This window comes from Arthrobacter sp. USHLN218 (assembly GCF_037144715.1).
Classification (GTDB): domain Bacteria; phylum Actinomycetota; class Actinomycetes; order Actinomycetales; family Micrococcaceae; genus Crystallibacter.
The window spans coordinates 34,627-47,710 of record NZ_JBBCYT010000006.1; the positions used below are offsets into that span (position 1 = coordinate 34,627).

Here is a 13,084-nt window from a genome sequence, read left to right on the forward strand (position 1 = left end):
TGATCCTCCTTAGGTTCGTGGTTTAGCCGGCGGCGGCAAAGCGGTTGGCAGGACGGGCCAGGCCCAGGATCCCGCGGAAAGTGTTGTCCGGAGTTGTTGGCGCCAGCAGCCCGGCAGCGCGCAGCCTCGGCAGCACCAGCCGCCCCAGCTCCTCCAGTTCCGTGTCGAGGACGGCCGGGTGCAGCCTTACTCCGCGGGCGACGGCGAGCAGCTGGGCCAGATAGTCGGCGAGTTCTTCCGCCGTCCCGGCCAGCTGGGCGCGCAGTTCCGTCCGGGGCCCGGGAAGCTCCCAGGCGTCCAGCTCGGCGAGGCGCTCCACGGCCCGCCGTCCGCGCGAGTCCAGTGCTATTTCCAGTTCCGCGATGACGGGACCCCGTGCGGCATGCTCGGCTGCCTCGGCCAGCAGCAGTTCCGGCGTCGGGGCGGACACCAGCACGGCGTCGGCGCCGGAGTCCGCGCCCGGCGGCACCAGGCCCGCCGGCGCGAGCACCGGCAGCTGGCCCTGCGGCGGCCGCGGAATGATGGACGGGCCCTTCACGGAGAAGGAGCCGCCGCGGAACTCGGCGTAGTGGAGCTTGCCGGAGTCCAGGTAGCGGCCGGAGGCGACATCGCGGATGACCGCGTCGTCTTCCCAGCTGTCCCAGAGCAGCCGGCTGGCCTCCACCACGTCCTGGGCCTCGCGGCTCAGTGCTTGACCGGAGACAGCTCCGCGGCCCACCGCCGCGCCTTCCGCAGCCGTGCCGGAGGCCGATGCGATCCAGCCGGCCCGGCCCCGCGAGACGTAGTCGAGGCTCGCCAGCTGCGTGGCCACGTGGAACGGCTCCGTGTAGACGGCGTCGACCACGGGCACCAGCGCGATGCTTCGAGTGAGCGGCGCCGCGAAGGCGGCCCGCTGCACTGCGTCCAGCCGCACACCCGGGACCAGCCCCTGCACGGGGGCCAGCCGGCCGTCGTCGAACGTTACCGCGTGGAACCCTGCGCTCTCCGCGGCCAGTACCACCTGCCCTGTCCGCGTTCCGGCCAGGAGATCCTCCCGGGTGAGGCCGGCGGCCCGCCGGGCGGCCGGATGCGCGCCCGCGCCGTCGACCTCCAGGGCGAGGATTCCACGCCCGCTGTGCTGCTGGCTCATCGTGCTGCTCCTTCCGCCGGAACGCCGGCAAACTCGTAGGCGGGCCGGCCGGATGGGCGGTCCGCCCAGGGATCCCCGGCCTCCCACAGCGTGGTTGGTGCCGCAGCGCGGACCACGGGGATGACCTCGGTCGCAAAGCGCTCGAGGATCTCCAGCTGCTGTCCCAGCGGCAGGGTCGTGGGCAGCGAGATGGACTGCAGGGAGTGCCCGTACTCCGCGTGGTAGTCGAGGATCTTGGCCGCCACGTCCTCCGGGCTGCCGACCAGGGCGGGCCCCTCGGCCACGGCGTGGTCGATGTCGCGGAACGGCGTGTTGTTGCCGGGGACGTTCCGCGCGGCCGTCAGGGCCTCGTAGACCGGGCCGAAGTCCCGCTTCGCCGCGGCCGTGCTGTCCGCGAGGAAGACCCCGCCGGCCCCGGAGCCGGAGGCGATGTACCGCTGCGCCGGGTCGTGGCCCGCGGCAAGATACTTCTCCGTGTAGTGGTCGATCAGGCGCCGGTAGTTCTCCCGCGGCTGGATCGCGTTGGCGGTGAAGAGCGGATCGCCACAGTGTGCGGCCAGCTCTGCCGAGCGCAGCGACGTGGCGGAGCCGTGCCACACGCGCAGCGGACCGGCGAAGGGGCGTGGCGTTGTGGTCGTCGGCTCGGTCAGCGGGCTGCGGAACCGGCCCTGCCAGGTCACCGCCTCCTCGCGCCAGAGCCGGCGCAGCAGCCAGTACTTTTCCTCCAGCAGGTCCCACTGATCCGATAGGTCGAGTCCGAAGAGCGGGTACTGGAGCACCTCGTTGCCCTTGCCGATCACGACTTCCAGCCGGCCCCGGCTGAGCTGGTCGACCGTGGCGTAATCCTCGGCGACGCGTACCGGGTCCAGCACGGACAGGACGGTCACGCCGCTCTGCAGCCGGATCCTGGTGGTGACCGCGGCTATGGCCGCGAGCACGGCGGCAGGAGAGGAGGAGATGAACTCGCCGGCATGCCGTTCCCCCACGGAGAAGGAATCGAAGCCGAGTTCTTCGGCCCGCTGCGCCGTCCTGACCACCTGTTCCAGCCGCTCGGCAGTGGAAACAATGCGGCCGGTCAGCGGGTCCTTCAAGTGCGGGATGATGTCGAGGACCTGGAACTTCATTTGCTGTCCTCGGAGAAGACCTCGGATTCCGGCACTGCTTCTTCCTCGAGTCCCCAACGCTCGAGGACCTGGGCGTAGCTGCCGTCCGCGATCAGTGCGTTGACCGCCTCGGAGATGACGGGTGCGAGCCCGTTGCCGCGCTTGGTGGTCGCGGCAACGAGTGTCTCGGTGGGCCAGCCGGCGTTGACCTTGCCGACAACCTTCAGGTCATCGCGGGTGTTCTCGCGGTAGACCGTGCTCGGGTACGGTGCCAGGTTCAGGTCGATCCGCCCGGAGGACAGGGCCAGGATGGTGTCGGCTTCGGAGCCGTAGTAGTGGAGCGACGCCGGTTCCTTGCCATCCTTTTCGAGCTCCTCGTTCCAGGCGAGCAGGATTTTTTCCTGGTTGGTGCCGGAGCCGACGGCGATCTTCTTCCCTGCGATGTCCTCGGCGCCGTCCACCGCGATGTCGGTCGACGTCTTCGCCTCGAAGCCCATGTAAGCCGCCCGATAGCTGGCGAAGTCGAACTTCTGCAGCCGCTCGTCGTTGATCCCCACGTTGGAGAACACCGCTTCATAGTCGCCGGACTCGGTCTTCAGCGGCCAGTTCTCCCACGAAGTCACCTGCAGGTCGAGCTCCAACCCGAGCTTGTCCGCGACTAGCTGGGCCAGGTCGATCTCGGTGCCGATGACGGTCTTGTCATCGGTGGCGTGGAAGGACAGCGGCACGGAACCGCCGGTGCTTGCCACGGTCAGCTTTCCGTCCTCGGCGATGTCGTCCGGCACCTCGGCGGCGAGCCCCGCGTCCTGCTGGCTGCGGATCCGGTCCTGGTCCGGGCTGGTGTTGTAGACGACGCCGTTGCCGGCGGCCGCGGTGGATCCCGCGCCTTCGGCGGCGGCTGAGTCCGGGTCCGCGCAGCCGGCCAGGGAAAGCAGGACGACGGCGGCGGCGGCCGGCAGCGGGTAGAGCTTGCGGAGTCTGGTGGTGGCCATGGAAGTCCTTGTGCTGTGGCGGGGTGGATTCATCAGAGGTTGAAGGCCGGTTCGATGACCTTGGAGAAGAAGGCCCGAGTGCGCTCTTCCTTGGGGCGGCTGAACATCGTCCGCGGCGGTCCGGATTCGACGATCCGGCCGCCGTCCATGAAGACGACGGTGTCCGCGACGTCGCGGGCGAAGCCCATTTCGTGGGTGACCACGATCAGCGTGGTGCCCGAGCGGGCCAGGTCCCTGATCACGTCCAGCACCTCGCCGACCAGTTCGGGGTCCAGGGCCGAGGTGGGCTCGTCGAAGAGCAGGATCTTGGGATCCAGCGCCAGCGCACGGGCGATGGCAACGCGCTGCTGCTGGCCGCCGGAGAGCTGGCGGGGATAGGCGTCCGCGCGGTCCCCGAGGCCGACCCGGGCCAGCAGTTCGCGGGCCCGCCGTTCGACCTCGGCTTTGCCCCGGCCCTGCGCATAGAGCGGGGCTTCCATGACGTTCTGCAGGGCAGTCAGGTGCGGGAAGAGGTTGAAGGACTGGAAGACCATCCCGATTTCCGTGCGCTGCTTCAGGATGGCCTTCTCCTTCAGCTCGTGCAGCCTGCCGCCGCGGGGCGCGTAGCCGACCAGCTCGCCGTCGATGCTGACCAGTCCGGAGTCCACCTTCTCCAGATGGTTGATGGTGCGCAGCAGGGTCGACTTACCGGACCCGGACGGCCCGAGGATTACGCTGACCTCGCCGGGCTGCACGGTCAGCGAGATGTCCTTGAGCACCTCCGTGGTTCCGAAGCTCTTGTGCACGTGGTTGATCTCCACCAGACCGCGCGTGCGTGCCGAAGCCGCGCGCCCCGCCGTCGTTGGTTCCTGCCCGGTGAGGGTCCGGCTGCTCATGAGGCGCTCCTGGTGGTGGCGTGGCTGGCGAAGAACTTGCGGACCCGCTGCAGCGGGGTCGGCGGGAGGCTGCGGAGGGCGCCCTTGGAGTAGTGCCGCTCGATGTAGTACTGGAAGATGCTCAGCACCGACGTGATCACGACGTACCAGATAGTGGCTACGAGCAGCAGCGGCAGGACCTGCTGGGTGCGGTTGTAGATGACCTGGACCGTATAGAAGAGCTCGGAGTAGGCCAGCACGTAGACAATCGAAGTGCCTTTGACCAGGCCAATGATCTCGTTGAAGGCCGTCGGCAGGATGGAGCGCATGGCCTGCGGGAGCACGATCCGGGTGGAGCGGCGCCAGGCGGGAATGCCGAGCGCCGCCGCCGCCTCCAGCTGGCCCTGGTCGACGGCGAGGATGCCGCCGCGGATGATCTCCGCCGAGTAGGCGGCCTGGTTCAGGGTCAGCCCGAGCACGGCGGCGGCGAACTGGCTGATCAGGGTGGTGGTCTGCACCTCGAAGAAGCGCACGTCTGTGAACGGGATGCCGAGGGAGATCTTCTCGTACAGGTAGCCGAGGTTGTACCAGAGCAGCAGCTGCACGAGCAGCGGCGTGGAGCGGAAAATCCAGGAGAAGGTCCAGGAGACCGAGACCAGCAGCGGGGACGCGGACAGCCGCATCAGCGCCAGGACAAACCCGAGGACGAAGCCGAGGCTGCCGGCGATCACGGTCAGCTTCAGGGTCTCGGCCAGGCCGCGGACCACGGACTCGGCGGTGAACCACTCGGCGACGACGTCCCACTCCCAGCGCGGGTTGGTGAACAGCGAAAAGAGGACGGCGGCCACGCCGATGGCCACCACGGCGGTGCCGACCCAGCGCCCCGGGTGGCGGGCCGGAACCACGCGGTAGCCCTGGTAGTCGTCGCGCGGGCCGGCGGCCGGCACCGGCGCGGGCCCTGCCGGCGCATCCGCCTTCGCGGGTGTCTGGATCCCCGGTGCACCCATCAGGCACCTCCCTCTTCCACTTGGCTGGTCTGTCCAGGTCGGCCCGGGGCGGTGTCGCTCCGGGCCATGGCCAGAAATCTAGGGCGGCCTGCGGCGGCGGACAAAAGGGCCGTCGCGGGGTGTCAATGGAGGACTTATTCACGTCAAGAAAGCCCTGCATGACGGCGTGAAAAGACGCTCTGTTGCCCCGTGTGTCGGGCCATGAACCGCCGTGAACCTCCGCGCGCGCGGCTGGCCCGGGGCTCCATAGCATGGCGGAACCGCTAGCCAGCCAGTCGAAGGGAGGGGCGGGGGATGACCATTGCCGACGCCGGACGCAGGAATGCCCGGGTGGCCGTGCCTGCCGCGTCCATCGTGTTTATCGGCGGCGGGCCCAAGGCCGCCATGATCCTGGAGCGCCTCGCCGCAAACCTTCCCGCGCTTTTCGAGGAGCCTCTCCAGATCCACGTCGTCGAACCGCACCGCCCGGGCTCCGGGCGGATCTGGCGGCGGGACCAGAGCCCGCTGCTGATGCTGAACTCGATGGCCGAGGACGTCACGATGTTCACCGACGACTCGGTCGAATGCTCCGGTCCTGCCGCCCCCGGCCCTAGCCTGATCGAGTGGGCGCGCGGCGTGCTGGACGGCAGCATTCCGGACGCCGAGATACCCGATGAGGACCTCGCGGAGCAGCTGCGCGGCCTGCGGCCTGCTTCCTTCCCCACGCGCCGCCTGCAGAGCCTGTACCTCGAATGGTTCTTCCGCCGCACCGTGCGTTCGCTGGGCCCGCAGGTCTCGCTGACCGTCCACCGGGACGTTGCCGTGGACGTCGGTCCGGCCGGGACCGGACACGTCGTGCGGCTGGCCTCCGGATCGGCGCTGCCGGCGGATGCCGTCGTCGTTGCCGTAGGACACACGGACTCCGAACCGGACTCCCGCTCCTCGGGCTTCGCCAGTTTCGCCGGCAGGCACGGGCTCTTCTACGCACCGCCCGCGTACACCAACGACGTCGACTTCTCCGGCCTGCTCCCGGGCCAGGACGCGATCGTGTCCGGGATGGGACTGGCCTTCGTCGACCTGGTAGTGCTCCTGATGGAGGGTCGGGGCGGACGGTTCCGGGAGAAGCCCGGCGGCGGGCTCGAATACCTGCCCTCGGGCCGCGAGCCCCGGCTCTGGACCGGATCGCGGCGCGGCGTCCCCTACCGGTCCAAGATCTCCGCGCCGCTGCAGGGTGAGCCGGCCGGGGCACCCCGTTACCTGACGGCGGCCGCCGTCGCCGGGCTGCTGGAGCGCCACGACCTGCTGGACTTCAACGAACACCTGTGGCCGCTGCTGGCCAAGGATGCCGCCCTCGGGTACTACCGCGAGCTGTTCACCGGCCATCCACGGCGGGTGGCGATGCCCTGGGCAGCCTTCCAGCAGGCCTTCGACGCCGCCGCCTGGTATTCCGAGGAGCGCCGCGCCCTGGTCGAGGCCGCGGTTCCGGACCCCGCCGACCGTCTCGAATTCGAGGACCTGGACCGCCCGTTGCGCGGCCGCCGCTTCGCCGGTGCGGGCGAGGCGGAGGAGGCCGTTGCCGCCCACATCCGCAACGATCTGCGACTGCGCGACGGCGATGGAAACTCGGAGACCCTGGGGCTCTTCCTGGGACTGCTCCGCGTCTATTTCGAACTCGGCCGGCTGATCCCGCTGGACGCCCTGACCCCCGAGTCCCGCCCGATCGTGAGCGGCTGGTGGCACGGCTTCTTCAGCTACGTGGATTCCGGTCCGCCCGCACGCCGGCTGCGGGAACTGCTGGCCCTGCACGAGGCCGGCTACGTCAGGTTCCTCGGCCCGGATCTCCAGCTGGCCGCGGACGAGGACCTGGGCCTGTTCACCGCCACGTCGGCGCAGGCCGGGGAGGTCATCACAGCCCAGGCGCTGATCGAGGCCAGGCTGCCCGCGCCCGCGGTCGAGGGCTCGCTGAACCCGCTGCTGGCCGCGCTGCAAAAGTCCGGACTCGGCTGCGAGGAGACCGCCGCCGGCGCGCCCGCGGGGCGCGGAACCGGGAAGCTGCTGGTGGACGCGGCCGCGCGGATAGTTGGACCGGACGGCAGCACGCGTCCCGGCCTGTATGCCGCCGGCCCGGCTACCTCCTCCTGGGGCGCCGGGGCCTTCTCCCGGCCGCACAGCAACGCCGCGCCGTTTCGGGAAAGCGACGCGCTGGCCCGCCGGGTGCTGGCCGAGCTCGCGGAACGCCGCGTCCCGTCGACCGCCGGCTATTCCGCGAACCGCCTGGCGGCCGACCTCTCGACCTTCCATGCCTCGCTCGGCTGAGCCGAAAGGACCTTCCATGACCCAGCAGACCTTCTCCGAGGCGCACCCCGAACTGACCGTGCTGCGCCTGCCGCTGTCCGACCCGCGGGTGCGGCCGCTAGTCGAGGGACTGACCGAGGAGTACGACCGCCGGTATGGCGGACTGTTCGGCGACGCCAGCCAGGAGATGCTGCGCTATCCGGCCGAAGAGTTCGAGGCACCGCACGGCGCCCTGCTGATCCTGCAGGAGCACGGCCGCTCAGTAGCCGGCGGCGCGTTCCGCCGCTTCGATGCCGACACCGCCGAGCTGAAGCGCATCTGGACGCACGCCGAGCACCGCCGCCGCGGCCTGGCCCGCCGCGTGCTGGTCGAGCTGGAGGCCGAAGCCGTGCGCCGCGGCTACCGCCGGCTCTACCTGACCACCGGCCCGCGGCAGCCGGAAGCAAAGAACCTCTACCTCGCGACGGGCTACCGGCCGGGCTTCGACCTCGCCGCCGACCCCGAGACGGTCAAGCACCTCTCCTTCACGAAGGACCTGCCGTAGCCGACCTCTTCCCCTAGCCGACCACCTGCCCTCAGGCTCGGCCCGCCTCCCCCTTTTCGCCGCGAAATGGAACTCCGCCTACGTTCCGAAGCGCCGGCAGGATTCCGTTTCGCGGCAAAATCCAGAGAGAAGGGGCGCTGGGGAATCGAGAGGGGAGGGACGGGCCGGCTGGCCCATCCCTCCCCGCCTCACACGACGCTGAGCACGGGCCGGTCCGGCGCGGCCGCCCGCGCCGCCTCGAGCCCGGCCGCCAGGTCGGCGCGCAGATCGGCGACGTCCTCCACGCCGACGGACAGCCGGACCAGGTCCGCCGGCACCGCCAGTTCCGTGCCGCGGACCGAGGCGTGCGTCATCTCGGAGCAGTAGCAGACCAGCGATTCCACCCCGCCGAGGCTGACGGAGAGCGCGAACAGCCGCGTGGACTCCGCGAAGGCCCGGGCGGCGGCCTCGCCCGCGGCGAAACGCAGCGACACGATCCCGCCGAAACCGGACATCTGGCGGGCGGCCAGCCCATGGCCGGGGTGCTCGGGCAGGCCGGGGTAGAGCACCTCGGCGATGCCGGGCTGTTCCCGCAGCCATTCGGCCAGGGCCAGGGCGTTGCTGCCGTGCCGCTCCATCCGCAGGCCCAGGGTCTTCAGTCCGCGGGCGGCCAGGTAACAGTCCTGCGGGCCGGCAATGGCGCCGCCGGCGAACTGCTGGTAGCCGACCGCCTCGGCCAGGGCCTTGCCGCGGAACGCCCGGTCCGCCACCACCACGGCGCCGCCGAGGACGTCCGAGTGCCCGCCGATGTACTTGGTGGTGGAGTGCACCACCACGTCAGCGCCCAAATCCAGCGGCCGCTGCAGGTAGGGCGACGCGAAGGTGTTGTCGACCACGAGGAGGGCCCCGGCGTCGTGCGCCACCCGCGCCCACCCGGCGAGGTCGGCGATCCCCAGCAGGGGGTTCGACGGCGTCTCCACCCAGAGCAGCGCCGTTTCGCCCGGCCGGACGGCCGCCGCAACCGCGTCCAGGTCCGTGATGTCCACTGCCGTGTTGGCCACGCCCCACGGCCCCAGCAGGTGGTTGACCAGCCGGTTGGTGCCGCCGTAGCCGTCCCCGCCGAGCACGATGTGGTCGCCCGGCCGCAGCAGCGCGCGGAGCAGGGCATCCTCCGCGGCCAGGCCGGAGGCGAACGCGAAACCCGCCGCGCCGTGTTCCAGCGCCGCCAGCTGCGCCTCGAAGCCGTTGCGGGTGGGGTTGGAACCGCGGCTGTACTCGTGCCCCGCGCGCAGCACGTTGATGCCGTCCTGCACGAAGGTCGAGGTCTGGTAGATCGGCGGGATCACGGCGCCGGTCAGCGGGTCCGGCTCCTGGCCGGCGTGAATGGCGGTGGTGTTGAATCCGGGCATGTCGGGCCTCCGTTCTGGGCGTCGAGGTCTAGGCGTTGACGACGGCGGCCGGTGCGCCGGACGCGGTCAAGGTTGCGGTGAGCGGGTCCAGCGCCCGGGCCAGGTCGGCGACCAGGTCCGCGGCGGATTCCAGGCCGATCGAGAGCCGGATGGTGGCCTCGCCGATGCCCGCCGCGGCCCGTTGTCGGGGCGAGAGCCGGCAGTGCGTCATGGCCGCCGGGTGCGCCACCAGCGACCGGGTGTCTCCCACGTTGGCCACCAGCTTGAAAAGCCGCAGGCGGTCGATGAATGGCCCCACCTCGGCCGGGTCGGCAGCCAGGTCGAAGGAGAACACGCTGCCGGTGCCGCGCGGGAAGTCCCGGGCCGCCAGCGAGGCCTGCGGATGCCCCGGCACCGAGGGGTGGTGCACGGCGGCGACTGCCGGATGGCCGGCCAGGAAGCCGGCCACCTCGCGCGTATTCTCCCCGTGCCGCGCGACCCGGATGTCCAGCGTCTCGAGCCCCTGCAGGACCTGCGCCGCGTTGTACGGGGAGAGCGAGGGACCGAGGTCGTGCAGGTACTTGCTGCGCGCCAGCGCCAGGTAGGCGCCGCGGCCGTGCCGCCCCCACAGGGTGTCACCGCCGTAGCGGCGCTTGGGCGCCGTGAGCTGCGGCCACTTCTCCGGGTAGGCGGAGAAATCGAACCGGCCGCCGTCCACCACCACCCCCGCGAGCGAGGTGCCGTGTCCGCCGAGGAACTTGGTCGCCGAGTGGACAACGACGTCGGCGCCCAGTTCCAGCGGCCGGTACAGCACCGGGGTGGCCAGCGTGTTGTCCACGACCAGCGGCACCCCGGCGCCGTGCGCGACGGCGGCAATCGCCGGCAGGTCCTGCAGCGTGGCCAGCGGATTCCCGATGGCCTCGGTCAGAAACGCCCTGGTCTGCGGACGGACCGCCGCGGCCCAGGCCCCCACATCGGCCGGATCGGCGAAGCTGACCTCGATCCCGAAGTCGCCGAAGGTGTCCGTGAGCAGGTCCACGGTTCCGCCGTACAGCTTGGAGGAGGCGACCAGGTGCTGGCCGCCGCGCACCAGGGCCAGCAGGGCCACGGCGACGGCGGCCTGTCCCGTGGCCGTGGCCAGGGCGCCCGCGCCGCCCTCGAGGGCGGCCACGCGCTGCTCCAGCACGGCCACGGTCGGGTTGCCGGTCCGCGTGTAGGTGAAGCCTGCTTCCTTCAACGCGAACATTCGCCGGGCCGATTCATAGTCGGGGAACTCGTAGGCCGCGCTCTGGTAGAGCGGCACCGCCACCGGCCGGTGCGGGGCCTGCGGTTCGTAGCCGGCATGGATCTGCGCAGTGGCGGTACCGCCGTCGGGAATGCTCATGGAAGGGGCTCCTTCTGTTGGACGCTGCGGCCGGGGCCGCTAGGCGCGGACGGCCAGGGCTTCGCGCGCTGACTTCGCGGCGGCGACGACGTTGCGCAGGGACTCGGCGGTTTCCTCGTAGCCGCGGGTCTTCAGCCCGCAGTCCGGGTTGATCCACAGCTGGCGGACCGGGATGGCGGCCAGCGCGGTTTCGATCAGCCCGGCGATTTCCTCGCGGGAGGGCACCCGCGGCGAGTGGATGTCGTAGACACCCGGGCCGATCCCGCGGCGGAACCCGAAGCCGGCCAGGTCGGCGACCACCTCGAGCCGCGAGCGGGCGGCTTCGATGCTGGTCACGTCCGCGTCGAGGGCGTCGATCGCGGCGATGACCTCGCCGAACTCGGAATAGCACAGGTGCGTGTGGATCTGGGTCGCGTCCCCGGCGCCCGAGGTGGCGAGCCGGAAGGCGCGCACGGACCAGTCGAGGTAGGCGGCCTGGTCCGCGGACCGGAGCGGCAGCAGTTCGCGCAGGGCGGGTTCGTCCACCTGCACGATGCCGGTTCCCGCGGCCTCCAGGTCGGCGATCTCGTCGCGCAGGGCCAGGGCCACCTGGTTGGCCGTCTCCGCCAGCGGCTGGTCGTCGCGGACGAAGGACCAGGCGAGGATGGTGACCGGGCCGGTGAGCATGCCCTTCAGCGGCCGCCGGGTCAGCGACTGTGCATAGCTGGTCCACGGAACGGTGAACGCGGCCGGCCGGGACACGTCGCCCCAGAGGATGGAGGGCCGGGTGCAGCGCGAGCCGTAGGACTGGACCCAGCCATTGCCGGTGGCCGCGAAGCCGTCGAAGTTCTCGGCGAAGTACTGGACCATGTCGTTGCGCTCCGGCTCGCCGTGGACCAGGACGTCCAAGCCCAGCTCCTCCTGCAGTGCCACCACGCGGGCGATCTCGTCCTTGAGGAACTGCTCGTACTCCGCCTCGGTGATGCTGCCCTTCTGCGCGGCGGCACGGGCCCGGCGGACCTCGCCCGTCTGCGGGAAGGAGCCGATCGTGGTGGTCGGCAGGACCGGCAGCCCCAGCTTGGCCTGCTGCAGTTCGGCGCGGCGCTCGGCCGGGCCCCGGGTGAAGTCCTCCTCCCCCAGCGCCGCGGTGCGCTGCCGGACGGCCGGCGACACCACGCCGTCGTACTTGGCGCGGGACCGCAGGGCCGCCTCCGCATCCTGCAGTTCCGCCGCAATGGACGGCCGGCCTTCGGCCAGACCGCGGGCCAGTGCCGCCACCTCGCGCACCTTCTGGTCCGCGAAGGAGAGCCAGGCCGGCAGGTGCGCCGGCAGCACGGACTCGGCGGCGACATCGTGCGGCACGTGCAGCAGCGACGTGGAGGTGCCGACCGAGACGGCCGCGCCGGACTGCGCCTGCAGGTCCTCGATCACGTTCAGCGAGGACAGCAGGTTGTTCCGCCAGACATTGCGGCCGTCCACGATGCCGGCGACGAAGCGGGTGCCGCCGAGCGCCCGCAGCGCTTCGGCGGGGGGCAGCGCGCCGCGGACCAGGTCCGCGTGGACGGCTTCGACGCCGACGGCGGCCAGCACGGCCAAGGCCTCTCCGGCGCGGGCCGGATCCCCCGCGGTGCCGTAGCCGGTGGTGACCAGCAGGGCCGGGCGCCCGTTCGCCTGGCGGCCCGGGGCGGCCACCGGAGCCTCGGCCAGCTTCCGGTAGACCTGCTCCACCAGACCGCCGGGGGCCGCCAGGGCACCGCCGGTGTCCGTGGAGAGGCCCGGCTCGTCGAGCTGCACCCACTCGGCGCCGGCCTCGGCCAGCTGGCCGAGGATCCCCACGTAGGCCGCGACGGCATCGTCGATCCGGGTCAGCGGGTCGAAGCCCTCGGGCGCGCCGTCCTCAGCCTTGGCGAGCAGCAGGTAGGTCACCGGGCCCACGAGGACCGGCCGCAGCACGGCGCCGCGGTCCTTGTGCCGGCGGATGATCCCGGCCAGCTGGTGTGCGACGGCGGCGAAGCGGGTCTCCGGGCCGATTTCCGGCACGAGGTAGTGGTAGTTCGTGTCGAACCACTTGGTCAGTTCCAGGGGCGGGCGTTCGCCGTCGCCGCGGGCGAGCACGAAGGATGCGGCGGTTCCGACGCCGCCGTCGCTGTCCGCGAGGTCGGCGAAGCGGGACGGCAGCGCACCGAGGGCGGCCGTGGTGTCGAGGACCTGGTCATAGAGCGCGAAGTCGGCGGGGATGGAGGAGTCGGCGGCGTCCAGCCCGAGCTGGACCAGCCGGAGGACCGTCCTGTCCTGGACCTTGCGGGCCTCGAAGAGCAGGCCGTCCTCGTCGAGCCGGCCGCTCCAGTGTGCCTCGAGGGCCTTCTTCAGTTCGCGGTTCGGGCCGATGCGCGGGTAGCCCAGGATGGTGGCGGCGGGGAAGGTGTTCTTGGCGGTCATGGTGTTCTCCTT

At 71.3% G+C, this 13,084-nt stretch carries 10 protein-coding genes; 2 read left to right on the plus strand and 8 right to left on the minus strand.

Annotation, left to right across the window (positions count from 1 at the left end):
* Window positions 1-22 precede the first annotated feature (22 nt).
* Genes WFH44_RS14300 through WFH44_RS14320 form a run of 5 tightly spaced genes read right to left on the minus strand, consistent with a single transcriptional unit; the run spans window position 23 to window position 5,085 of the window.
* Window positions 23-1,129: an LLM class flavin-dependent oxidoreductase gene (locus tag WFH44_RS14300; protein WP_336714590.1), complete on the minus strand. Its 1,107-nt coding sequence runs from the start codon at window positions 1,127-1,129 to the stop codon at window positions 23-25.
* The gene (locus WFH44_RS14305; RefSeq protein ID WP_336714591.1) at window positions 1,126-2,253 is read right to left on the minus strand and encodes an LLM class flavin-dependent oxidoreductase; all 1,128 of its coding nucleotides are present in this window, start codon (window positions 2,251-2,253) and stop codon (window positions 1,126-1,128) included. The genes WFH44_RS14300 and WFH44_RS14305 overlap by 4 nt, the downstream gene beginning before the upstream one ends.
* Entirely contained in the window at window positions 2,250-3,224 is a 975-nt protein-coding gene (locus WFH44_RS14310; RefSeq protein WP_336714592.1) for an ABC transporter substrate-binding protein, read from the minus strand. The genes WFH44_RS14305 and WFH44_RS14310 overlap by 4 nt, the downstream gene beginning before the upstream one ends.
* Before the next feature lie 32 nt (window positions 3,225-3,256).
* Window positions 3,257-4,099, minus strand: a complete 843-nt coding sequence (locus tag WFH44_RS14315) for an amino acid ABC transporter ATP-binding protein (protein WP_336714593.1) — start codon at window positions 4,097-4,099, stop codon at window positions 3,257-3,259.
* Window positions 4,096-5,085 carry an amino acid ABC transporter permease gene (locus WFH44_RS14320; RefSeq protein WP_336714594.1) on the minus strand — a complete coding sequence of 330 codons (990 nt, stop codon included), beginning with the start codon at window positions 5,083-5,085 and terminating at the stop codon, window positions 4,096-4,098. The genes WFH44_RS14315 and WFH44_RS14320 overlap by 4 nt, the downstream gene beginning before the upstream one ends.
* 294 nt (window positions 5,086-5,379) lie before the next feature.
* On the opposite strand from WFH44_RS14320, the gene WFH44_RS14325 reads away from it, so the two are divergent.
* Both WFH44_RS14325 and WFH44_RS14330 read left to right on the plus strand, forming a co-directional pair.
* Window positions 5,380-7,380 carry an FAD/NAD(P)-binding protein gene (locus tag WFH44_RS14325; RefSeq protein ID WP_336714595.1) on the plus strand — a complete coding sequence of 667 codons (2,001 nt, stop codon included), beginning with the start codon at window positions 5,380-5,382 and terminating at the stop codon, window positions 7,378-7,380.
* A 16-nt stretch (window positions 7,381-7,396) separates the two neighbouring features.
* Window positions 7,397-7,903, plus strand: coding sequence for a GNAT family N-acetyltransferase (locus WFH44_RS14330; RefSeq protein ID WP_336714596.1), 507 nt, complete (start codon window positions 7,397-7,399; stop codon window positions 7,901-7,903).
* 188 nt (window positions 7,904-8,091) lie between these two features.
* On the opposite strand, the gene WFH44_RS14335 is transcribed toward WFH44_RS14330, so the two are convergent.
* The 3 genes from WFH44_RS14335 to metE are packed head-to-tail and all read right to left on the minus strand — an operon-like array spanning window position 8,092 to window position 13,072.
* Window positions 8,092-9,291 carry a cystathionine gamma-synthase gene (locus tag WFH44_RS14335; protein WP_336714597.1) on the minus strand — a complete coding sequence of 400 codons (1,200 nt, stop codon included), beginning with the start codon at window positions 9,289-9,291 and terminating at the stop codon, window positions 8,092-8,094.
* Window positions 9,292-9,319: 28 nt separating this feature from the next.
* On the minus strand, window positions 9,320-10,654 hold the full coding sequence (locus WFH44_RS14340) for an O-acetylhomoserine aminocarboxypropyltransferase/cysteine synthase family protein (protein WP_336714598.1): 1,335 nt from the start codon (window positions 10,652-10,654) through the stop codon (window positions 9,320-9,322).
* A gap of 39 nt (window positions 10,655-10,693) precedes the next feature.
* Window positions 10,694-13,072 carry a 5-methyltetrahydropteroyltriglutamate--homocysteine S-methyltransferase gene (gene metE, locus WFH44_RS14345; RefSeq protein WP_336714599.1) on the minus strand — a complete coding sequence of 793 codons (2,379 nt, stop codon included), beginning with the start codon at window positions 13,070-13,072 and terminating at the stop codon, window positions 10,694-10,696.
* Between the last annotated feature and the right edge of the window lie 12 nt (window positions 13,073-13,084).